This is a genomic window from Aeromonas eucrenophila (genome assembly GCF_000819865.1).
Taxonomy (GTDB): Bacteria; Pseudomonadota; Gammaproteobacteria; order Enterobacterales; family Aeromonadaceae; genus Aeromonas; species Aeromonas eucrenophila.
On record NZ_CDDF01000001.1, the window covers coordinates 471,981 to 494,064 of the forward strand.

The 22,084-nt window shown below is 64.2% G+C and carries 15 protein-coding genes, 1 other RNA gene and 1 pseudogene; 7 read left to right on the forward strand and 10 right to left on the reverse strand.

Annotated features, from left to right (window positions below; translation table 11 throughout):
• The 10 genes and pseudogenes from BN1124_RS20595 to BN1124_RS01950 form a co-directional block, all read right to left on the reverse strand.
• A pseudogene (locus BN1124_RS20595) lies at positions 1-905 on the reverse strand (IS1595 family transposase); the annotation flags it as partial.
• A gap of 472 nt (positions 906-1,377) precedes the next feature.
• An RNA gene (gene ffs, locus BN1124_RS20605) (signal recognition particle sRNA small type) lies at positions 1,378-1,474 on the reverse strand.
• A 101-nt stretch (positions 1,475-1,575) separates the two neighbouring features.
• Positions 1,576-2,364, reverse strand: a complete 789-nt coding sequence (locus BN1124_RS01915) for a sulfite exporter TauE/SafE family protein (protein WP_042638548.1) — start codon at positions 2,362-2,364, stop codon at positions 1,576-1,578.
• A 92-nt stretch (positions 2,365-2,456) separates the two neighbouring features.
• Positions 2,457-3,893, reverse strand: coding sequence for an arginine-ornithine antiporter (arcD, locus tag BN1124_RS01920; protein WP_042638550.1), 1,437 nt, complete (start codon positions 3,891-3,893; stop codon positions 2,457-2,459).
• A gap of 380 nt (positions 3,894-4,273) precedes the next feature.
• Positions 4,274-5,035, reverse strand: a complete 762-nt coding sequence (locus BN1124_RS01925) for an SDR family oxidoreductase (RefSeq protein ID WP_033131973.1) — start codon at positions 5,033-5,035, stop codon at positions 4,274-4,276.
• 200 nt (positions 5,036-5,235) lie between these two features.
• Complete coding sequence (mmsB, locus tag BN1124_RS01930) at positions 5,236-6,159, reverse strand: 3-hydroxyisobutyrate dehydrogenase (protein ID WP_042638552.1); 924 nt, start codon at positions 6,157-6,159, stop codon at positions 5,236-5,238.
• A gap of 41 nt (positions 6,160-6,200) precedes the next feature.
• On the reverse strand, positions 6,201-7,307 hold the full coding sequence (locus BN1124_RS01935; protein ID WP_042638554.1) for an enoyl-CoA hydratase/isomerase family protein: 1,107 nt from the start codon (positions 7,305-7,307) through the stop codon (positions 6,201-6,203).
• Positions 7,300-8,106: an enoyl-CoA hydratase gene (locus tag BN1124_RS01940; protein ID WP_042638556.1), complete on the reverse strand. Its 807-nt coding sequence runs from the start codon at positions 8,104-8,106 to the stop codon at positions 7,300-7,302. The genes BN1124_RS01935 and BN1124_RS01940 overlap by 8 nt, the downstream gene beginning before the upstream one ends.
• A 188-nt stretch (positions 8,107-8,294) precedes the next feature.
• A complete protein-coding gene (locus BN1124_RS01945; RefSeq protein WP_042638557.1) occupies positions 8,295-9,452 on the reverse strand; it encodes an acyl-CoA dehydrogenase family protein in 1,158 nt (385 codons plus the stop codon).
• An 82-nt stretch (positions 9,453-9,534) separates the two neighbouring features.
• Positions 9,535-11,046 (reverse strand): CoA-acylating methylmalonate-semialdehyde dehydrogenase, encoded by a 1,512-nt coding sequence (locus BN1124_RS01950; RefSeq protein WP_042638559.1) that lies wholly within the window; start codon positions 11,044-11,046, stop codon positions 9,535-9,537.
• A gap of 283 nt (positions 11,047-11,329) precedes the next feature.
• Between BN1124_RS01950 and BN1124_RS01955 the strand changes: the two genes are divergently transcribed.
• The 7 genes from BN1124_RS01955 (at position 11,330) to BN1124_RS01985 (ending at position 21,699) form a co-directional block, all read left to right on the forward strand.
• Entirely contained in the window at positions 11,330-12,478 is a 1,149-nt protein-coding gene (locus BN1124_RS01955; protein WP_042638561.1) for an isovaleryl-CoA dehydrogenase, read from the forward strand.
• 52 nt (positions 12,479-12,530) lie between these two features.
• The gene (locus tag BN1124_RS01960; RefSeq protein WP_042638563.1) at positions 12,531-14,177 is read left to right on the forward strand and encodes a carboxyl transferase domain-containing protein; all 1,647 of its coding nucleotides are present in this window, start codon (positions 12,531-12,533) and stop codon (positions 14,175-14,177) included.
• A 10-nt stretch (positions 14,178-14,187) separates the two neighbouring features.
• Complete coding sequence (locus BN1124_RS01965; RefSeq protein ID WP_042638565.1) at positions 14,188-15,036, forward strand: enoyl-CoA hydratase-related protein; 849 nt, start codon at positions 14,188-14,190, stop codon at positions 15,034-15,036.
• Positions 15,033-17,024, forward strand: coding sequence for an acetyl/propionyl/methylcrotonyl-CoA carboxylase subunit alpha (locus BN1124_RS01970; protein ID WP_042638567.1), 1,992 nt, complete (start codon positions 15,033-15,035; stop codon positions 17,022-17,024). Before BN1124_RS01965 ends, BN1124_RS01970 begins: the two co-directional genes overlap by 4 nt.
• Positions 17,021-17,992 carry a hydroxymethylglutaryl-CoA lyase gene (locus BN1124_RS01975; protein WP_042638569.1) on the forward strand — a complete coding sequence of 324 codons (972 nt, stop codon included), beginning with the start codon at positions 17,021-17,023 and terminating at the stop codon, positions 17,990-17,992. The genes BN1124_RS01970 and BN1124_RS01975 overlap by 4 nt, the downstream gene beginning before the upstream one ends.
• Before the next feature lie 75 nt (positions 17,993-18,067).
• Positions 18,068-18,481 (forward strand): MerR family transcriptional regulator, encoded by a 414-nt coding sequence (locus BN1124_RS01980; RefSeq protein WP_042638571.1) that lies wholly within the window; start codon positions 18,068-18,070, stop codon positions 18,479-18,481.
• 281 nt (positions 18,482-18,762) lie between these two features.
• Positions 18,763-21,699, forward strand: a complete 2,937-nt coding sequence (locus tag BN1124_RS01985) for a DUF748 domain-containing protein (protein ID WP_197066154.1) — start codon at positions 18,763-18,765, stop codon at positions 21,697-21,699.
• Positions 21,700-22,084: the final 385 nt, after the last annotated feature.

Consider the following 22,084-nt stretch of genomic DNA (forward strand, 5'->3'; position numbering starts at 1 on the left):
GTGCTTGAGAGACATCTATTTTCTGCCCATAACGCTCCAGCATCCTGTGCAAGCCTGGATAATTCCCCAGCTAATAGGTTGCTACCCCATGGAACCGCACCATCCATCCTTTCAACCGACTGTGGTAACCGTTCACGTGCTGGATGTGATAGGCCCCTACGACTGGCTCGCCTTCTCGATTGTGCACCACTTGATGTGTCAGCCCTTGCTGATGGCTGAAACTCGCATAGACCTCCGCTTCGTCACGGCAAAACACGGCATCAGGTGCAATCAACGGCATGAGTATCGCCTTGATCGTTCGGGCATCCATCTTATCCAGTTGGAAATCGGCCAGATGCCCCGCTCTGTCTTGCACCACCATCACCGGGATGTCATCTGCCCCGGTGCTACGGGTACGTTCCTTGCCACCGCGATGACGAGCAGGGCGGGCAATCTGCGTTGACCCTTGAACGATTCCAGGAAGAAGGCTTCATCCACGTCGACAATCCCGTCGCCTGATTGCTTGTCATGGCTTTCAAGAAGCGGTGACGCCACAGGGAAGCAGTGTTTTTGTAGACCCCACAGCGGATGGCCGCCTGCCGAACGATCAGTATCTCGATGATGGCCTGGGCATAGTATTCCCAGCACTGAGTCCCTTACGAAGTCGGCCCTGAATGTCTTGGTCATCACGGAACTGGTGCATAGACACGCTTTGCAGCTATAGCGGCGCAAGCCACGGTTCCAATCCCAAGGCGCCAATTGAGCGGCCGCGGCGTGGCAGTGAGGGCTGCAGCTGCAAGGGGGAGCACCGTCGTTGGGGAGGCAATGGGCGCAGGTGCGGTGAGTGCATGGACAGCAGTACGGCGCTAGCGCGGAGTGAAGAGTGGGACGTGAGACAAGAGATGTTGGAAAGCTTGGGTATCCATCTGATGACCTATTTCAAGGTTAACCTTCCAATTCGTAATTGGGACAGCGCCTTCTCTCCCAGATGGCTTTCACTGAGTTCTGAAAGTACAGGGGATGAAATAGCAGAAGGCGCCACTGGCGGCTGACTCAGAGGCAAGATTGGCCACAGATGGTGTCTGTTGCGGTAGCCGCTGAGGCTCCGGCAGGGAATTTGGCTGAGGTTCTGGCTGGACAGCCGCAGGTTTTACCCGAGAACGCGCACAAGCAAGCATCTGAGCCACCTTGTCACGAGCGACCAGCTTGTCCCGAGTACGGAGAGATTTCTTAATGTCTTTACGGCGACCACAGGGGAGCACTGTCACCTTGCGGTAGTACCAGATACCTTGAGGACTGAGCCAGAGATTCATTGCGAGCGCTCCTGTCGTCCACATAAAGTGGATGACCAGACGGCTCAAGAGGGTTAACTTATTGATCTGCAGAAACAAGTGGTGGCCCTACCAGCCACATCCCGGCACTCGAGTCCCCCACCTTGGCTGCTACCTTCCGGTCCTGACCAGGTCGACGGGTTATCAATGCGAGAGGACCAATAGGACCACCGGCGAGGAGAATAGGCAAACTGGCCGGTCAATGCAATGGCTTTCTGCCCCGAGCCGAACCGTTCGCCTGCTTTTTCGGCAATTTGCCAATAAATCAGCTAAATAGCATGAATTTTGCCCCGATCACCAGCATCAGCAGGGCGAAGGCCTGCTTGAGCCGCTGGGGGGAGAGGCGGTGTGCCAACCGGGCGCCGATGCGGGCAAACTGGGTGCTGGTGAGGATGATGCCGAGCAGCGCCGGCAGGTAGATAAAGCCAACGCTCCACTCGGGCAAGTCGGTGCGGCCCCAGCCGGCGTAGAGGTAGCTCAGGCTGCCCGCCACCGCGATGGGGATGCTGCAGGCGGCAGAGGCTGCCACGGCGTTGCGCATCGGCACCGAGTTCCAGCTCAGGTATGGCACCGTCATGGAGCCGCCCCCTATGCCAAACAGCGCCGAGAGCCAACCGATGAAGGTGCCCGCGATGCCGGTCCCGACGGGGCCTGGCAGACGACGTTCCGCCTTGGGCTTGAGGTTCAGCCCCATCTGCACCGCCATGGTCCAGGCGAAGCAGCCGATGATGATGTTGAGGGTGCTGGCGCTGAGCTGGCTGGCGGTCATGCCGCCGAGCCAGGCGCCGATCAACATGCCCACCCCCAGTCGGCGGATCATCACCCAGTCGACCGCGCCGGCCTCCTGGTGTGCCCGCAGCGAACTGAAGCCGGTGAAGATCATGGTGGGCAGCGAGGTGCCGAGGGCAAGGTGGGTGATGATCTCGGGGGAGACTCCCTGGGCGTGGAAGCTCAAGACCAGCACCGGTACTATGATGAGCCCTCCCCCTATGCCGAACAGCCCGGCCAACAGACCCGCGAAGGCCCCCAACACCAGATACCCCAAAAACAGCATAAAAATTCCTTCCCTAGCAATGTGGTGGTCATATTGACCAGATCCGCGCATAAAAAAAGAGATGGCACCAGGCCATCTCTTTATTGTGCCGATTAATGCAGGGGAATGGTACCGTCCATCACCTTGTAGAACGCCAGCACGGCGCAACCGAGCAGGGCCGCCGTCATCCCCTGCTCCAGCCGGTTGAGGCTGCGCAGGCCATGATGCTGGCGCGCCTTCCAGTAGATGAAGATGCCCGGGCTGTAGAGCAGCGCCACCAGCAGCAGGTATTCCACCCCGGCGGCATACACCAGCCAGCAGCCATAGACGGTGGCCACCAGCGCCAGCAGCAGGTCACGCTTGCGTTGGTGAGGCTGGTTCTCGTAGGTCGTGCCCTGCATCGCCAGCTTGAGGCCATAGGCGCCGGAGAAGACATAGGGCACCAGCGCCGCCGAGGTGGCGATGTTGACCAGCGCCAGGTAGGTGCTGTTCTGGAAGTAGATGATGATGAGGAAGACCTGCACCAGGCAGGTGGAGCACCAGAGCGACACCTGGGGCGAGCCGTTCTTGTTCTCCTTGGCAAACCAGGCCGGGAAGACCCCGGTCTTGCCCGCGATGTAGGGCACCTCAGCCGCCAGCACGGTCCAGCTCAGCAGGGCCCCCATCACCGAGATCACCAACCCGATGTTGATGAGCCAGGCACCCCAGGGACCGACCACGGCCTCCAGGATCATGGCGGTGGAGGGGTTCTTGAGTTCGGCCAGTTGCGGCTGGTTCATGACCCCCAGGGAGAACAGGGTCACCATCACGTAGAGTGCCAGGGCGCCGAGCAGCGCCAGCACGGTGGCACGGCCCACATCCTTGCGATGACGGGCACGGGCGGAGACCACCACGGCCCCCTCGATGCCGATGAAGACCCAGAGGGTCACCTTCATGGTGGACTTGACCTGATCCATCACCGAGCCGAGCTCGGTGTTGCCATGGCCCCAGAAGTCCAGGGTAAAGGTCTGCATATTGAAGGCGAGCAGCACGGCGACACAGAACACGATGAGCGGCACCATCTTGGCGATGGTGGTCACTATGTTCACCAGAGCGGCGACCTGGATCCCGCGCAGCACCAGGGCGTGCACCGACCAGATGAGGATGGACGCCAGGGTGATGGCCACCGGGGTGTTGCCATCGCCGAAGATGACGTTGTCCGGGGTGTCGAAGAAGTAGCTCAGGGCGCTGAACACCACGATGGCGTAGGAGACGTTGGCCAGCAGCTGGCAGAGCCAGTAGCCCCAGGCCGCGTTGAAGCCGACGAAATCACCGAAACCGGCCTTGGCGTAGCTGAAGATACCGCCATCGAGATCCGGGCGGCGCATGGAGAGGTTCTGGTACACCAGGGCGAGGCAGATCATGCCGATCCCGGTGATGGCCCATCCCAGCGCGACGGCCCCGGCGCTGGCATGAGCCGCGATGTTCTGTGGCAGACTGAAGACCCCGGCACCGACCATGGAGCCGATCACCAGCGAAATGAGGGCGCCTAGCCCTAGTTTCTTGTCCATCTCAATCCTGTTTTATTAGGCGGCTACAGAGCATCCGTATTCATGCTGCGCGCGACATGGGAGGGGCGAAAAATCCGTACCCCGTGAAAAAGGCGGCAACTATATTGCATGACTATTCCGACCGCAATCCCTCATAGCGCCGATCATGCACCGTCTTGACCGCGCGCAATTCTACAGCACTGACTCTGATGGCCTGTGAGCTGGTTCAAATTAAGAGAGACCCGCTGATATTTCACATTTTTCAATGACCTGGCGCCCCTTTTTCAACAAGACCTGCATGGGTATTCATCCAGGTAACGCCCGCCTGTTTCGGCCTGCCAGCCCGCCCACCAATAAAAACGCCCCTGATGGTCAGGGGCGTCGTGGTATCGCGGGCGAGGCTAGAGCCGCAGCCCGCCATCGAGATCGATGATCCGCCCGGACAGGTAGTCGTTGGCGAGGATGAACTGCACCGTCTGGGCCAGTTGCGCCCCCTGCCCCAGGGTACCGACCGGGATGGCCTGCTGCATGCGGGCCATGGCCTCGGGCTTCATCGCCGCCGTCATGTCGGTGGCAAAAACCCCGGGGGCGATGCCCATCACCCGGATCTTATGGCGCGCCAGCTCCCGTGCCCAGGTCACCACCAGGGAGGCCACCCCCGCCTTGCTGGCGGCGTAGTTGCTCTGACCGATATTCCCGGCACGGGCAATCGACGAAATATTGATGATGACACCGCCCTGCCCTTCTTTTGCCATCAGCGCCGCCCCCTCGCGGCCGCACAGGAAGGTGCCGGTCAGGTTGACGTCGATGACGGCCTGCCACTGGGCCAGGCTCATCTTCTCCACCAGTTCTCCCTCTTTCACCTTGATCAGCATGCCGTCCCGCAGGATCCCGGCGCAGTTGATGAGGCCGTGCAAGGCACCACATTGCTCCTTGATGGCGGCGAAGGTCGCCTCCACCTCGGCCTCGTCGGCCACGTTGCAGACGAACAAGGTGCAGCGCCCGTCACGGCTGCGCAGCTCCGCCTCGGTTACCTCCAGATCGGCGCGATTGACGTCGATAAGGGCCAGCACGGCCCCCTGACTGGCCAGGCTGAGGGCGATGGCGCGGCCAAGCCCCCGTCCCGCCCCCGTGATGGCAATGACTCTGTTATGAATGTCCATGAATGCTCCTGGTTATTGGGCTGGCCGCGGCCTGAGTACGGCCAAGACGTTCGGTAAATGGGGGATGGGCGGCGAGCCGCCACTTAACCCGGCTGTGATTTGTCCAGATAAAGCTCGAGAATGCTGGAGAAATCCTTGGCTCCCTGCCCCTGGCTCGCGTGCAGGCTGCACAGTGATGGGGGGCCAGCGCTCCCAAGCGCTTATTTTTCACCTGGCGCTTTATCCAGATACAGCCCTAGGATGCTGGAGAAATCCAGCTCTCCCAACCCCTGGCTCGCGTGCAGGTTGAACAGGTTGCGAGCCAGGGCTCCGAGCGGCACGGCGCTGTGGGCGTGCTCGGCCAGCGCCATGGCCAACCCCAAGTCTTTCACCATCAACTTGGTCATGAAGCCCCCCTGATAGCCGCGCGATGCGGGCACGTTCTCCATCACCCCGGGCCAGGGGTTATAGTGTTCAAGGCTCCAGTTGTTGCCCGAGCTCTTGCCCATGATGGTGGAGAGGACGCTTGGATCCAGCCCCTCCTTCACCCCGAGCGCCAGCGCCTCGGCGGTGCCCGCCATGTGGATGGCGAGCAGCATGTTGTTGCACATCTTGGCGATCTGCCCCGCCCCCAGAGCCCCGGCGTGGAACAGGTTCTGTCCCATCAGGGCCAGGATGGGTTTGGCCGCCTCGAAATCCGCCGCCTCGCCGCCAACGATGAAGGTCAGCGTCCCCGCCGCCGCACCGGCCACGCCCCCCGAGACGGGGGCATCAATGAAGCGGATGCCGCGGGCCCTGGCCGCCTCCCCCACCCGGCGGGCCGAGGCCACGTCTATGGTGGAGCTGTCGATGACCAGGGCCCCCGCCGGCAGGGCGGCCAGCAGATCCTGCCCGCCTCTCTCTCCCGCACTCTCACCGAGCCAGAGCCCACGCACATGGTCGCCTGCCGGCAGCATGCTGATGACCAGCTCGCAGCCGCTCACCGCCTCCCAGGCATCCCCGGCGGCGACGCAACCGGCCGCGATCGCTCGGGTCAGGTTGTCGGGCACCAGATCGAATACCTGCACTGCGTGTCCCGCCTTGGCCAGGTTGGCGGCCATGGGTCCCCCCATGTTGCCGAGCCCGATGAATCCAATCCTTGTCATTGTTTGCTCCTTGCTCTCAAGTTCACTTGCGTTGCGTTGCGCTAGCGGGCGCCAGCCTGCAGGGGGTTGCGCCCTTGGGGCCACGCATAATAATCATCCAGCCAGTCGGTGCCGGGCTGCGGCGCCTGCCAGCGGGGGGACTTGTCCTTGTCGATGAGCAGCGCCCTCACTCCCTCCACGAAGTCTCCCTTCAGCACACAGTTGACCGACAGCGCCAGCTCGTCGGCGAACACCTCGGCCAGTGACTGGCGGCGAGCCTGCCAATACTGGCGCCAGAGGATGGCACGGCTGATGGGGCTGCCGCTTAGGCAAGTCTCCCGGGCCAGGGCCAGGCTCCTGTCGTCGAAGCTGGCATCAGACAGCCGAGTCAGCACCCCCTCCAGGCTGACGCCAGCCAGCAGGGCATCGATCCTGGCCTGATGAGGCAAGAGCAGGGGCGCCGGAACATCAGCAGTAACCGCTACCTGCAAGCCCCTGAACAGTCGATCCAACTGCTCGCGGGGCTCGTTCTCCGACCAGTCGAGGGCGGCCAGACGGGGCAGCAGCTCAGCTCGCTCCGCACTGGCCATGGCGTGATCCGCAAGCCCGAGGCCAATGGCATCGGCACCGTTGAAGCGCGCCCCGGTCAGCCCGAGCCAGAGCCCTAGCCGCCCCGGCATCCGGCTTAAAAACCAGCTCGCCCCCACGTCCGGATAGAGGCCTATGGTCACCTCCGGCATGGCGAACAGGCTCTTCTCGGTCACTATCCTGAAATCGGCGCCGGCGAACAGGCCGATGCCGCCCCCCATGCAGATCCCGTCCGCCACGCAGATAAGCGGCTTGGCATAGCGGTGGATATGGTGATCGAGCCTGTATTCCTGCTCAAAGAAGTCGCGGGCGTAGTGAAACAGCGCCTGCTCATCCGCTTCCTGCCTGCGGTGATAGAAGGAGCGGATGTCGCCGCCGGCGCAGAACGCCTTCTCACCGGCCCCCTGCAGCAAGACGCAGACCACGGCGGGATCCTGCTCCCAGGCCGTGAGCGCCTCTTGCAGGCGCTGGATCATCTCAAGGCTCAGGGCGTTGAGGGAGGCGGGACTGTCGAGGGTCAACACCCCGATCCGATGACCATCCCCCGTGGGATAGAGAGCCATCCGCACCGCTTCACTCATGGGTCTCTCCATCTTGTGTTGAGGGCGCGCCGTAGTGCCAGCGTGGCGGCCGCTTCTCCAGGAAGGCGGCCACCCCCTCGCGCTGGTTGGCGTCCGCAAACAGCGCGAGGAAGAGGCTGCGCTCCTGTGGCAGACCCTCATCTCGATGGCCGCTGCGGCCCTGGTTGATAAGCACCTTGCAGGCGCGCAGGGCACTCGGGCTCTGGCGCTCCACCAACTGCGCCATCTGCTGCGCCGCCGCCCAGGCGCGGCCCTCGGTGACCACCTCCTCCACCAGCCCCATCTCGTAGGCCAGGGTGGCACCCACCTTCTCGCCGCACAGGATCATGCGCTTGGCCCAGCCCGGCCCCACCAGTTCGGTGAGACGCTGGGTGCCACCGGCGCAGGGCAGCAAGCCGACCGAGGCCTCCGGCAGCCCCAGCTTGGCCTGCTGCTCGGCGATGCGAATGTCGCAGGCCAGCGCCACTTCCAGCCCGCCGCCCATGGCATAACCATTGATGGCGGCGATGCTGACACCGTGGAAACGGGCAAGCGCCTCGAAGGCGCGACCGAAGGCCTCGGCCACCGCGCGGGCGTGCTCCACATTGCCATCGGCAAACATATTGAGATCGGCGCCGGCGCAGAAGAACTTGTCCCCCGCCCCGCGGATCACCAGGGCCACTACGTCCGGGCGGCCGTCGAGCTCCACCATCATCTGCAAGAAGGCCTGCAGGCTGGCGAGGGTCCAGGTGTTGGCAGGCGGATGGTCGAGGGTGATGTAGGCCACGTGGCCGTGGTATTCGAGCCTGATCCTTGTCATTGCATCGTCCTTGTGAATAAACCTGCCCCATGATGACAGGGTTGAATGGAGCCGACTTTCGGCTGGCTCACAAAGCCTTATCCGGGTGCGAGTTACTCCAACGAAAGGTCGGGCTCCGCCAGCAGGCGGCGGGCGATGTTTAACCACATGACCTGCCTTGGCGCCCTCCAGAAAAAGCGGCGCACCCGTTACTCCAGCGACAAACCGGGATCCGCCAGCAGGCGGCGGGCGATGATCAGCCTCATCACTTCGTTGGTGCCTTCCAGGATACGGTGTACCCGGGTGTCGCGCAGGTAGCGCTCCAGCGGGTATTCGCGGATATAACCATAGCCGCCAAAGAGTTGCAGAGCCTCGTCACAGATCTTGTAGCCCACATCGGTAGCCAGCCGCTTGGCCATGGCGCACCAGGCGCTCTTGTCCGGGCTGCCCCTGTCCAGCTTGTCGGCAGCCTGGCGCACCAGCAGTCTGGCGGCGGCGAGCTCGGTGGCCATGTCCGCCAACCTGAACTGCACGCTCTGGAATTCGCTGATCGGGCGACCAAATTGCTGGCGCTGCTGCACGTGGGCCAGGGCATCGTTCAGCGCCTGCTGAGCCGTCCCCACCGAGCAGCTGGCAATATTGATGCGCCCGCCATCCAGCGCCTGCATGGCAAATTTGAAGCCCTCCCCCTCCTCACCCAGCCGGTAGCGGGCGGGAATGCGCACGGCGCTGAAATTCACCTCACGGGTCGGCTGGCTGTTCCAGCCCATCTTCTCCTCGGCCTTGCCATAGCTCACCCCCGGCGTCTCGGCCGGCACCATAAAGGCGGAAATCCCCTTGGCCCCCTCGCCGCCGGTGCGGGCCATCACCACCAGTACCTGGGTGCTGCCCGCCCCGGAGATGAACACCTTGCTGCCGTCGATAAGATAATCCTCCCCGTCCCGCAACGCGCGGGTCTTGAGGGCCGCCGCGTCCGAGCCGGCCCCCGGCTCGGTGAGGCAATAAGAGCCGAGCAACTCGCCGCTGGCGAGCCTTGGCACCCACTCCTTGGCAACGTCTTCCGGCAGCCAGGTGCCCAGCATCCAGCTCACCATGTTGTGGATGGTCAGGTAAGCCGTGGTGGAGGTGCAACCCATGGACAGGCGCTCGAAGATCAGGCTGGCATCCAGCCTCGGCAGGGCCAGACCACCGTACTGCTCCGGGGTATAAAGGCCACAGAAGCCGAGCGCCGCCGCCTGCTTGATGGTGGGGATGGGGAACTCGTGCTCCCTGTCCCAGCGGGCGGCATGGGGTTTGAGCGCCTCGTCGGCGAAGGCGCTGGCGGCTTCGACGTAGGCCAGCTGATCCAAGGTCAAAGTAAAATCCATCTTGTTCGCTTCCTCGTTATCTCGATTGCTTATCTCTGGATGATCATGGTGAGCGCCGAGGGGAACGACCCCGGCGCAGCATTCAACGCAGGTGGATGGTCATATTGGGGCCGGTGGGGATGTCCTCGTCGAACCAGCGCTCGGTCACCGTCTTGGTCTCGGTGTAGAAGCGCACCGCCTGCTTGCCGTAGGCGTGCAGATCCCCGTAGAAGGAGCCACGCCAGCCGGTGAAGGAGAAGAACGGCAGCGGTACCGGGATGGGCACGTTGATCCCCACCTGGCCCACCGCCACCTCGTGACGGAACTTGCGGGCCGCGGCGCCGCAGCCGGTGAAGATGGAGGTGCCGTTGCCATAGGGGTTGTTGTTGATGAGGGTCAGCGCCTCGTCCAGGCTCTCCACCTCGAGACAGGCGAGCACGGGGCCGAAGATCTCCTCCTTATAGATGCGCATCTCGGGGGTCACGCCGCGAAACAGGGTGGGCCCCACCCAGTTGCCCACCGGGTAGCCGGGCACGTCGCAGAAGCGGCCATCCAGCAGGCACTCGGCCCCTTCCTTGATGCCCGCTTCGATGAGACCTTCTACCCTGACTTTCGCCTCCGGGCTGATAAGAGGGCCATAGGCGGCCTCTGGATCATGCCAGATCCCCGGTTTCACCTTGGCAAACTCGGCGGCGAGCGCCGGGATCCACTCCCGTGCGCTGCCCACGAACACCGCCACGCTGATGGCCATGCAGCGCTGGCCGGCGGCGCCGACCCCGGCCCCCACCAGGTTGCTCAGCACCTGGCTCTTGTTGGCGTCCGGCATGATCACCATGTGGTTCTTGGCACCGACGAAACACTGGGCCCGCTTGAGGTGTTCGGTGGCGGTGCGATAGACGTGGGCACCGACCCGGGCCGAGCCCACGAAGCTGACCGCCTTCACATCCGGATGGGTGAGCAGCCCATCTACTTGCTCGGCGCCGCCGTGCACCACCGAGAGGATGCCTTTGGGCGCCCCCGCCTCGGCGAACAGCTCCGCCAGTCGCATGGGGGTAAGGGGATCCTGCTCGGAGGGTTTGAGCACGAAGCCGTTGCCGCAGGCCACCGCCAGCGGAAACATCCAGAGCGGGATCATGGCCGGGAAGTTGAACGGTGTGATGCCGACGCAGACCCCCAGCGGCTGCACCCAGGAGTGGCCATCGACCCGGCGCGCCACGTTGCCCATGGTCTCCCCCAGGGTTTGGCTCGCGATGGCGCAGGCCTGCTCCACCACCTCGATGCCGCGCCACACGTCACCCTTGGCATCCGCCAGATTCTTGCCGGTCTCCTGAGCCAGCAGGGTCGCCAGTTCGTCGTGATGCACCTTCAGCAGATGCTGGTAGTTGAACATGACCCGAGCCCGCTCCGGGGCCGGCACCTCCCGCCACAGCAGATAGGCGTCGTGAGCGGTGCGCACCGCATGCTCGATCTCGGCCGATGTCGCCCTCGGCACCCGCGCTAGCAGGCTCTGATCCGCCGGGTTGGTCACCTCGATCCACTGCTCGCTCACGGACGGACAGGCCTCGCCGCCGATATACAGCGGCAGATCCCCGTACTGGGTGTGGTGCTGACTCATGCTGATCTCCCCTTTGCTCTTGTCTCTGTGCTTATCCCGGCCTTATCACCGAGCCCGGGTTGCGGGCCGCCATTGCGGTTGCCGTAGCTGGTCATCTTGCCCGCGCCTCGAGGCCGACCACGCCGAGATGCCCCTTGCAGTCACCCGTCAACGCATTTACCTTAGACTAACAATTCATTTACGTTTACGCTAACGTAAACTTGCTTCATGAGTGGACTGACCCCTTTTCCCTTGTGCGGGACAGTCGAACCTCCGAGCACAACCCTACATAAGGAGAGCAAGGATGCATGCCCTGATGGATGAGACCCTCCAGGCCCTGACTGAGCAGGTCGAGGCCTTCTGCCAGAAAGTGATAGCGCCCCGCGCCGAGGAGATAGACAGGAGCAACGCCTTCCCCCGCGACCTCTGGCCCAAGATGGGTGAGCTGGGCTTGCACGGCATCACGGTGGCGGAAGCCTATGATGGGGTGAGCCTCGGTTACCTCGCCCACGTGCTGGTGATGGAGCAGATAAGCCGCGCCAGCGCCTCGGTCGGCCTCTCCTACGGCGCCCATTCCAACCTCTGCATCAACCAGATCCACCGTCACGGCACCCCTGATCAGAAGGCTCGTTACCTGCCTGATCTCGTCAGCGGCAAGCACGTGGGAGCGCTCGCCATGAGCGAGCCCGGTGCGGGTTCAGACGTGGTCGCCATGCGCCTGACGGCGGAAGACAGGGGCGATCACTTCCTGTTCAATGGCAACAAGATGTGGATCACCAACGGTCCGGATGCGGACACCTTCGTGATCTATGCCAAGACGGATCCCAAGGCGGGCGCAAAGGGCATCTCCGCCTTTATCGTCGAGGCGGGCACCCCGGGATTCACCACAGCCCAGAAGCTCGACAAGCTCGGCATGCGCGGCTCCAGCACCTGCGAGCTGGTATTTGACGATTGCAAGGTGCCCAAAGAGAACCTGCTCGGCCCCCTGCACGGCGGGGTCAAGGTGCTGATGAGCGGGCTGGATTACGAACGCATCGTACTGGCGGCGGGGCCGCTCGGCATCATGCAGGCTTGCATGGACGTGGTGTTGCCCTATGTGCGCGAGCGCAAGCAGTTCGGCCAGGCCATCGGTGAGTTTCAGCTGGTGCAGGGCAAGCTCGCGGACATGTATACCCGCCTCGCCAGCAGCCGCGCCCTGGTCTATTCGGTGGCCGCGGCCTGCGATCGGGACCATACCAGCCGCAAGGATTGCGCCGCCGCCATCCTGTTTGCCGCCGAAAATGCCACCCAGATGGCCCTCGATGCCATCCAGCTGCTGGGGGGCAACGGTTATATCAACGACTACCCCACCGGCCGCCTGCTGCGAGACGCCAAGCTCTACGAAATCGGGGCCGGCACCTCGGAGATCCGTCGCTGGCTCATCGGCCGCGAACTGATGGGAGAGAACACATGAGCCGCCTGCTTTCATCCGAACTCGGCAGCAAGGCAGCTGCGGGAGCAAGCGCATGAGCCAGATACACGCGCGTATTCACTCTCGCCTCGACACCGCAAGCCCGGAGTTTGTGGCCAACAAGGCCGCCATGCAGGCGTTGGTCAGCGATCTCAATGCCCGCCTCGACGAGATTGCCCAGGGCGGCGGCGTGGCCAACAACGCCCGCCATCAGTCCCGTGGCAAGCTGCTGCCCCGCGAGCGCATCGATCAGTTGCTGGACCCCGGATCCCCCTTCCTCGAGCTCTCCGCCCTGGCGGCCTGGCAGGTCTATGACGATCTTGTACCCGCTGCGGGCATCATCACCGGGCTGGGCCAAATCGCGGGTCGGCTCTGCCTGCTGGTGGTGAACGATGCCACCGTCAAGGGGGGCACCTATTACCCCCTCACGGTGAAGAAGCACCTGCGGGCCCAGGCCATCGCCGAGCGGCTGCGGCTGCCCTGCCTCTATCTGGTGGATTCTGGCGGCGCCTTCCTGCCCATGCAGGACGAGGTGTTTCCCGACCGGGAGCACTTTGGCCGCATCTTCTACAACCAGGCCCGCATGTCGGCCCAGGGCATACCCCAGCTCGCCGTGGTAATGGGCCTGTGCACCGCCGGCGGCGCCTATGTGCCCGCCATGGCGGACGAGTCCATCATGGTCAAGAACCAGGCCACCATCTTCCTGGCGGGCCCACCCCTGGTCAAAGCCGCCACCGGTGAGGAGATCAGCGCCGAGGCCCTGGGTGGCTCCGAGGTACACTGCGCCCACTCCGGGGTGGCGGATCATATGGCGCGGGACGATGCCCATGCGCTCACCATCGCCCGCACATTAGTCAGCAACTTGGGGGACAGCCATGCGGGTGAAAACAATATTCCGACGTCGGGTTCCACTTCCCGCTCACCAACCTATGACGAGCCCCTCTACCCCATAGGCGAGATCTATGGTCTGGTGGGCACCAGCCTCAAGCGCCCCTATGACGCCCGAGAGCTGATCGCCCGCCTGGTCGATGGCTCCGAGTTTGACGAATTCAAGGCGCTGTTCGGCACCACGTTGGTGACCGGCTTTGCCCGGATCCAAGGCATGCCCGTGGGGATCCTCGCCAACAACGGGGTACTGCACAGCGACAGCGCCCAGAAGGGGGCTCACTTCATCCAGCTCTGCAACAAGCGCGCTATTCCCCTGCTGTTCCTGCAGAACATCACCGGCTTTATGGTGGGAAGCCAAGCCGAGCGAGAAGGCATCGCCAAGCACGGCGCCAAGCTGGTCACCGCCGTCGCCTGCAGCCGGGTGCCCAAGATCACCCTGATCGTCGGCGGCAGCTTCGGCGCCGGCAACTACGGCATGTGCGGCCGCGCCTATGAGCCCGACTTCCTGTTCAGCTGGCCCAACAGCCGCATCTCGGTGATGGGGGGCGAGCAGGCCGCCGGCGTGCTGGTGCAGGTGCGCCGGGACAAGCTGGCGGCCGAGGGCAAGATTTTGAGCGAGCAGGAGGCGGAGGCCATCCGCACTCCGGTGATCGCGACCTTTGAACAGCAGGGCCACCCCTACTACGCCAGTGCCAGGCTGTGGGACGACGGCGTCATCGATCCCGCCCAGAGCCGCACCGTGCTGGCGCTAGCGCTGGCCGCCTGCCGGGGCGCCGATATCGGCCCGGAACAATACGGCATCTTCCGGATGTAAGGAGTTCAACATGTCCGATCCCCTTTTTAGCGATCCTCTTGCCGGATTTCGGCTGGAGCGCCACGGCCCCCTGGCGGAGCTCATCTTGGCACGCCCGGAGCGCCACAACGCGCTGGATGCCAACCTCATGCAGGGGCTGCTCGATGGCCTGGAGGAGCTGGTTCAGGGCCACGCCGGCGCCGGTCGCCCCCACGCCCTGCTGCTGCGGGCGGAGGGCACGCATTTTTGCGCCGGCGCCGATCTCAACTGGATGCGCAGCCAGGCCCACGCGGATTTCGATCCCAGCTCTTTTGAGAAAAACCGGGAAGACGCCCGGGTGCTGGCCAGGCTGATGCAGACCCTGGATGAGCTGCCCTTCCCCACCCTCGCCCTGGTGCAGGGGGCAGCCTACGGCGGGGCGCTTGGCCTCATCTGCGCCTGCGACATAGTGCTCGCCGCCGACAACGCCCGCTTCTGCCTCTCCGAGGTGAGTCTGGGGCTGGTGCCCGCGGTGATCAGCCCCTACGTGGTGCGCACCATGGGCATGCGCCAGGCGCGCCGCTACATGCTGAGCGCCGAGCCGTTTGATGCCATCACCGCCTGTCGGCTCAATGTGGCCCACCTGATGACCAGCCCAACCGAGCTGCTGACCGAGGGGCGCCTGCTGGCCCTGCGCCTGTGCCGCAACGGCCCCGCCGCGATGAAAGAGACCAAGAGGCTGCTGGCCGCCATCGAGGGCCAGCCCGTCCACCAATGTGAAGAGAAAACCGTCGATACCATAGCCCGGGTGCGGGTCGGCCTCGAAGCCCAGGAGGGAATGCAGGCCTTCTTCGACAAACGCCCCCCCGGCTGGCGCCCCCGTTTCAAGGATGAAGCATGACCATTCACACGCCCATCAAACGCTTGCTGATAGCGAACCGTGGCGAAATCGCCGTGCGGATCATCAAGACAGCCCGCCGCCTCGGCATCCACTGCATCGCCCTCTATTCCGATGCCGATGCAAACGCCATGCACGTGCGCGAGGCGGACGAGGCCTGGCATCTCGGGCCGGCCCCCGCGCGGGAGAGCTACCTCGACGGCGCCAAGGTGCTCGCCATCGCCCGCCAGGCGAGTGTCGATGCCATCCACCCCGGCTACGGTTTTTTGTCGGAGAACCATGAATTTGCCAGCGCCTGCGAGGCAGAGGGGATCCGCTTTATCGGCCCAAGCGGCGCCGCCATCCTCGCCATGGGAGACAAGTCCGGCGCCAAGGCCTTGATGCAGGCGGCGGGCGTGCCCGTGCTGCCCGGCTATCACGGGGCAGATCAGCACCCTGAGGTGCTGCGTGATCAGGCACGCCAGACCGGCTTCCCGCTGCTGATCAAGGCCGCCAGCGGCGGCGGCGGCAAGGGGATGCGCCGGGTCGAGGAGATAGCCGAATTCGATGAGGCCCTGGCCGCGGTCAAGCGCGAGGCCCTGGCCGCCTTCGGCGATGACCACGTGTTGCTGGAGCGCTACCTGGCCCGTGCCCGTCACGTGGAGGTGCAGATCTTCGCCGACAGCCTGGGCAACGCCATCTATCTGGGGGATCGCGACTGCTCCTTGCAACGCCGCCACCAGAAGGTGATCGAAGAAGCACCCGCCCCCGACATCCCTGCGCCCCTGCGCCGCGCCATGGGCGAGGCGGCCGTCGCCGCCGCCAGGGCCATCGACTATCAGGGGGCCGGCACCATAGAGTTTCTGCTGTGCGACGGGGCCTTCTTCTTCATGGAGATGAACACCCGGCTGCAGGTGGAGCACCCGGTCACCGAGTGCGTCACCGGCCAGGATCTGGTGGCCTGGCAGCTCGCAGTTGCGGAAGGCAAGCCACTGCCGCTGGCACAAGCAGAAGTGGTGCTGAGCGGCCATGCGGTGGAGGCGCGCCTCTACGCCGAGGACGTAGGAGCCGGTTTCCTGCCCGCCAGCGGCCCCATCCATTGGCTGCACTGGCCTGCGGGGTTGCGTATCGACACCGGCGTCGCCGCCGGCGATGAGGTCAGCCCCTATTACGACCCCATGATCGCCAAGCTCATCGCTCACGGTCAGAGCCGCGCCGAGGCCTTCGCCCGCCTCGCCGACGGGCTGGCGGCACTGGAGATTGGCCCTCTGGTCCACAACGGCTCGCTGTTGCTGCGGCTGTGTCAGGAGCCTGAGGTGCTGGCCATGGACCATCACACCCAGTGGCCCATCCCCACAGAACCGCTGGCCACACCTGAGCTCGCCTGGCCGCTGGCCGCGCTCTGGCTCGCCAACGGCACCCACCAGCGCCCAGGCTCCTCTCCCTGGCAGCAAGCTCCGGGATTTCGTCTGGGGCAGAGCAGACGCTGGACGGCGGCGGTGCGGATCGGGGAAGAAGCCAGCGTCATCAGCCTCGACGAGCATCAAGGCCGGCTCGACTGGCAGGAGGAGCAGATCCCCTATGAGCTGGGCGCCGATCATATCCGCCTGTTGCAGGAGGGGCGCTGGCAGCGCTATCCGGTGCAAAAGAGCGAGGCCGGCACTTTCATCCTGCGGGTGGACGGCCGACTCGTGCGCTTCGGCGCAGACGATCAGCTTCATCACCCGACCCATGATCAGGACCACGGCGGCGCCATGCAGGGTGCCCTTGCGCCCATGCACGGCATCGTGGTGGCGCTGCTGGTCGAAGTGGGCCAACCAGTCAGCAAGGGGCAAGCCCTGCTGGTGCTGGAGGCCATGAAGATGGAGCACAGCCTCAAGGCCGAGCGGGACGGCATAGTCGACAGCCTGAGTTGCAAGGTGGGAGAACAGGTGAGTCAGGGCAGCGTGCTGGTGCACTTCGCCGACCCGGTCAGCAGCAGCGACGAGCACAAGGAGGCGAGCGCATCATGAGCAGAGAAACAACGAGGCCCGTCGATCGGGTGAGTCTGGTGGAGATGGGGCCGCGGGATGGCCTGCAAAACGAGATCCATATCCTGACCCTGGAGCAGCGGCTCGCACTGATAGCGCGCCTCGCGGACAGCGGCCTGCAGCGGATCGAGGTGGGCGCCTTCGTCTCGCCGAAGCGGGTGCCGCAGATGGCCGACTCCGGCGTCCTGTTTGAGCGACTGCCTCGCAAGGTGCCCACCCGCTACGGTGCCCTGGTACCGAACCTCCAGGGGCTGCAGGCCGCCATCGCCGCCCGGGTCGACGAGATTGGCCTCTTCACCGCCTGCTCGGACGGCTTCACCCGCGCCAACATCGGCATCGGTGTGGAGGAGTCCCTGGTGCGCTTCGCCCCCTTGGTGGCACAGGCGCGCCGACTCGGCATCAAGGTGCGCGGCTACCTCTCCACCGTCATCGCCTGCCCCTATGACGGCCCCACCCGACCAAAAAGGGTCGCCGCCCTGGCCGAGCGACTGCTGGATCTCGGCTGTCACGAGATCTCCCTCGGCGACACCATAGGCGTCGGCACCCCGGGCACAGTCGCCCCCATGCTGGACGCCGTCTTGCACGAGGTGCCGGCAGGGCGACTCGCGGTGCACTTTCACGACACCTATGGCCAGGGGCTCGCCAACCTGCTGCCGGCGCTGGAACGCGGCATCCGCACCATCGACTGCTCGGTGGCCGGGCTCGGCGGCTGTCCCTATGCGCCGGGGGCCTCCGGCAACGTCGCCTCCGAGGAGGTAGTCTACCTGTTGCACGGCCTTGGCATGAGCACAGGGGTGGATCTGGACAAGCTGGCCGCCACCGGCCAGTGGGTGAGCGAGCAGCTCGGCCGCGCCAACGGCTCCCGGGTCGGTCAGGCACTGCATGCCAGGGCCTTGCACCTGCGGACAGCGGCGGCTGAGATAGCGCAAGGAGAGTGCCATGGTCCCTGACAACCTTGCCGGCAAGGTGCTCATCGACGCCCATTCGGTACCGGCCCCGACCTTTGACCCCCACAGGAGCACACCATGAAAGCCACTCCCTTCTGTGGCAAGGAGGTGACCTACAGCATCTCCGAGCTGGCGCAGGAGTTTGACGTCACGCCGCGTACCATTCGCTACTACGAGGACGAGGGGCTGATCACCCCGACCCGGGAGGGACAGACCCGGATCTACAGCCACAAGGACAAGATCCGCCTGAAGTTGACCCTGCGTGGCAAGCGCCTCGGCTTCAGCCTGGCGGAGATCCGCGAGCTGTTCGACCTCTATGACACCGACAAGACCAGCCGGACCCAGCTGCACTCCATGATCCAGATCATCGAGGCGAGGCGCCACTCCCTGCGCCAGCAGCTGGAAGATATCCAGATGGTGATGGCCGAGCTGGAGGTGGCCGAGCAGCGCTGCGTCAATTCCCTCAACGCCTTGAAAACCGGCGCTGAGTGACCGGTGCCGGGAAGAGGGCGCCCCATCAGGCAGGGCCTTGGGTATGATGGCGTCGGCGTGGAAAGCAGGCTCTTATGGCAGCTGTTGGCGTCAAGATCCAGCCTTCCGCTGGCGGCTCGCGACCGAGGGGCTGTCACAGTGCCAGGCATCCTTCCTGCCCGGCGCCGGCATCTGTACCCATCCTCCGTCCACACTCTGACCGATCCCGGTCAGAGTCCGGCGCAATCCCTTCGCTCGCCTCATGATTACTCTTCGATTAATTGCTACCATGAGCGCATCAAATGGAGACCGTCATGCCCAAGCCTCTGTCCGCTCGCCTGTTGCGCTACGTCCTGTATCTCTGTGCGGCCCTGCTCGTCTCTCTCACCATCCTGCTGTGGCAAGCTCCCGGCCTCATCCAGCGGCACCTGCCCGACTGGCTGGCCAAGCACTATGGTCTGCATCTGACCCTGGGGGAGATAAGGGTCGATCTGCGCGCCCCCGCCCTCACCCTGGGCCCCAGCGCCCTGCTCGACGAAAAGCAGCAGCCCATGGTGGCGTTCGAGGAGCTGAGGCTCATCCCCAGGGTAAAAGAGAGCTGGCACCAGAAGGCCCTCCTGTTCGAAGAAGCCACCCTGGTCAAACCCGTGCTGAACCTGATCCGTCTCGAGGAGAGCAAAGACAAGGCGCGCAAGGGCGAGCTGCGTTTCAACCTGACCGAGGCGCTGGCCCCCTTGCTGGCAAGTATGCCGGCGTCCGATCCCGCGCAGCCGGTGACAGAGCCGCTGCCGGCGCAGATAGACAAGCTGGCGGTGGAGCAGGGCCGGATCCAGTACCTGGACAGCCGCAAGCGCGGCAGCCCGGGCTGGGTTGTACCTCTCACCCTCGGGGATCTCGCCCTGCAACTGCCGGGCTTTTCCACCGCTAAAGCCCACAGCAGCCCCTATCACTTAAGCGCCACCCTCAATCAGCAGAGCCCCCTCAAGGCCGAGGGAGAACTCGACGTCATGACCGGGGCCGGCAAGGGGCAGATCAGCCTGGGCAAGGTGGCGCTCGCCCCCCTGGCCCCGCTCTGGGCGCCCTATCTCAAGGTCAATCTGACCAGGGGAGAGGCCAGCGCCGAGCTGGCCTATAAGCTCTCGCCGGGCAAACAAGGGCTCGACTGGCAGATGTCAAAGGGCAAGCTGGTCGTGAACAACGGGCAGTTCAAGCGCCCCAAGGGCGCCGAGTTTGCCCGCTTCAACCAACTCGCCCTGACCGGCATCAGGCTCGATGGCAACAAGCAGTCCCTCAGCGTCGATGCCATCGAGCTCAAGTCCCCGGCCGTCACGGCCGTGCTCGATGACAAACAGCAGCTGGATCTGAGCGATCTGCTGATCCCGCAGACCACCGCCAAACCGGCGGGCAACGCGCCGAAGAAGACCAAACAACCGGCCGCCAAACCCTGGCGCTGGCAACTCAAGCAAACCCGCATCAGCGGCGGTGAGCTCAAGCTGACCGAGTCCAGCAGCGGCAAGGCGCTGCCACGGACGATCTCTGGGCTGGAGCTCAGCCTGGGCGCCTTGAGCAACGCCACCGATCAGGCCAGCCCGCTGAACTTGCGTGGCACTTTGGATAGCCAGAGCCAGCTCAATTTTGATGGCACCATTGTCCCCGCCCCCTTCGCCCTGCGCGGCGAGATCAGGCAGCAGGGGCTGCCGCTTGGCTGGGCCCAGCCCTATCTGCAGGATCTGTTGCGGATAAAGGTGCAAGACGGCGTGCTCAGTAGCCGCACCAAGCTGGCCATCGCCACCGACGCGACCGGAGCGCTGAGCCAACTGGAGCTGGAAGGCGGGCTCGATATCGACAAGCTGCACGTGCTGGACCGCGCCGACAACCAGCGCCTGCTGCAAATTGAACGGCTGGAGCTGAGCGGGCTGCACTATGACGGCATGCGCCAGCAGCTGAAGATCGACGACATCCTGCTGCGCCAACCCTTCGCCCGCATCGAGATCAGTGAGGAGGGGATCACCAACGTCCAGCAGTTGCTGCTGCCCCGGTCGGGCAACAAGGCCAGCCAGGGTCCCGCCCCGCGCATCTTCATCGACCAGGTGCGCACCGAGCAGGGCAACCTGCGCTTCGCCGATCGCAGCCTGAGCCCGGAGTTCGTGGTCGACATCGCCTCCCTCAACGGCCAGAACCGCCACATCAGCAACAACCCCGGCCAGCGCTCGGAGCTCAGCTTCAACGGCAAGGTGGACAGATATGCCCCCGTCACCATCCGGGGCGGCGCCAACCTGCTGATCGACGATCCCGTGCTCGACGTCGCCGTGGCCTTCACCAACCTGGAGCTCACCACCTTCACCCCCTACTCCAGCACCTACGCAGGCTACGCCATCGACAAGGGCCAGCTCTCCATGAAGCTCAACTACAAGTTGCAGGGCAAGCGGCTGGAGGGGGACAACGACATCACCATCAAGAAGCTGCAGCTCGGTGAGAAGATCAAGAGCGAGCAGGCCAGGGATCTGCCCCTCGGGCTCGCCATCGCCCTCCTGAGCGACGCAAGCGGCGTCATCAAGATGAACCTCAAGGTGAAGGGAGATCTGGATCAACCGAACTTCAGCCTGGGCAATATCTTCTGGGACGTACTCGGCAATACCCTGACCAAGGCCATCAGCTCCCCCTTCTCCCTGCTGGCCTCCCTCACCGGCGGCACCAAGGATCTCGATGAACTGCCCTTCCTGCTCGGGGATCCAAGCCTCACCCCGAGCCAGCAGACCAAGCTGACCAAGCTCGCTCAGGCATTGAAGGAGCGGCCCAAGCTCAGCATGAACATCAGGGGCAAGGTGAACTTCAACGAGGAGCGCCCCATCTTGCAGCGCCAGAAGCTGGAGCGGGTGCTGGCCAAGATCACCGGCGCGCCGGCGGATCTCGGCCTACTGGAGCAGGACGCCGCCCTGCAAGCCGCACTGGGGGAAGCCTATGAGGCCAAATTCAAGGAAGATCTCGGCAGCCTGGCCGACCGATTGAAGCTGGCCGAGCAGAGCCCGGCCCTGCGTACCCAGGCGATGATCCTGCTGCGAGATCAGCAGCTGATCACAGCCAAGTCATTGCGCAACCTCGCCATGCGCCGCGCCCAGAACACCAAGGAGTATCTGGTGGATACCCAGGGACTGGCGCCGGAGCGGTTGTTCGTGCTCGACAGCCAGGTCAAGGAGACGGACAAGGAGGCCAAGGTCGTGCTGACCCTGGATAACTGACGGCGCGGGGCGGCCCAGGCTGCCCCGCGCTGTTTGCCGTTCTGCTTATACCCTCTCCCTCGCCCCGCTTTATTCCGGCCGCTGCCATGTCTTCCCCTGCCCTCGCTCTGCACGGCTCGCATCTGCCCTGCGACCCCTTGCCAGGATGGGGTTAGCACCCCTTTTTAACCACATATTCCGCTACCCCCATGAAGACCAGTAGTGGAATACACCACCCATGTGCATTCAAGGCTGATAGCTCGCCACCCACTCCCTTCAAACAGGCATAAAATAGCTTTGTCTGATGGCATATGAGAATAAATATTGACCACCACAAGAGGGGTCGCCGGTCAGTCAGAGATCGAGTGAAGAGATCGGCAGGAGTCGGTCAGCCATCCCTGTACCA

Coding starts and splice junctions, on each gene's coding strand:
- BN1124_RS01985 (WP_197066154.1), top strand. CDS start 18,763: ATGGAGACCGTCATGCCCAAGCCTCTGTCCGCTCGCCTGTTGCGCTAC.
- BN1124_RS01960 (WP_042638563.1), top strand. CDS start 12,531: ATGAGCCAGATACACGCGCGTATTCACTCTCGCCTCGACACCGCAAGC.
- arcD (WP_042638550.1), bottom strand. CDS start 3,893: ATGGACAAGAAACTAGGGCTAGGCGCCCTCATTTCGCTGGTGATCGGC.
- BN1124_RS01965 (WP_042638565.1), top strand. CDS start 14,188: ATGTCCGATCCCCTTTTTAGCGATCCTCTTGCCGGATTTCGGCTGGAG.
- BN1124_RS01975 (WP_042638569.1), top strand. CDS start 17,021: ATGAGCAGAGAAACAACGAGGCCCGTCGATCGGGTGAGTCTGGTGGAG.
- BN1124_RS01955 (WP_042638561.1), top strand. CDS start 11,330: ATGCATGCCCTGATGGATGAGACCCTCCAGGCCCTGACTGAGCAGGTC.
- BN1124_RS01940 (WP_042638556.1), bottom strand. CDS start 8,106: ATGACAAGGATCAGGCTCGAATACCACGGCCACGTGGCCTACATCACC.
- BN1124_RS01945 (WP_042638557.1), bottom strand. CDS start 9,452: ATGGATTTTACTTTGACCTTGGATCAGCTGGCCTACGTCGAAGCCGCC.
- BN1124_RS01950 (WP_042638559.1), bottom strand. CDS start 11,046: ATGAGTCAGCACCACACCCAGTACGGGGATCTGCCGCTGTATATCGGC.
- BN1124_RS01935 (WP_042638554.1), bottom strand. CDS start 7,307: ATGAGTGAAGCGGTGCGGATGGCTCTCTATCCCACGGGGGATGGTCAT.
- BN1124_RS01915 (WP_042638548.1), bottom strand. CDS start 2,364: ATGCTGTTTTTGGGGTATCTGGTGTTGGGGGCCTTCGCGGGTCTGTTG.
- BN1124_RS01980 (WP_042638571.1), top strand. CDS start 18,068: ATGAAAGCCACTCCCTTCTGTGGCAAGGAGGTGACCTACAGCATCTCC.
- mmsB (WP_042638552.1), bottom strand. CDS start 6,159: ATGACAAGGATTGGATTCATCGGGCTCGGCAACATGGGGGGACCCATG.
- BN1124_RS01970 (WP_042638567.1), top strand. CDS start 15,033: ATGACCATTCACACGCCCATCAAACGCTTGCTGATAGCGAACCGTGGC.
- BN1124_RS01925 (WP_033131973.1), bottom strand. CDS start 5,035: ATGGACATTCATAACAGAGTCATTGCCATCACGGGGGCGGGACGGGGG.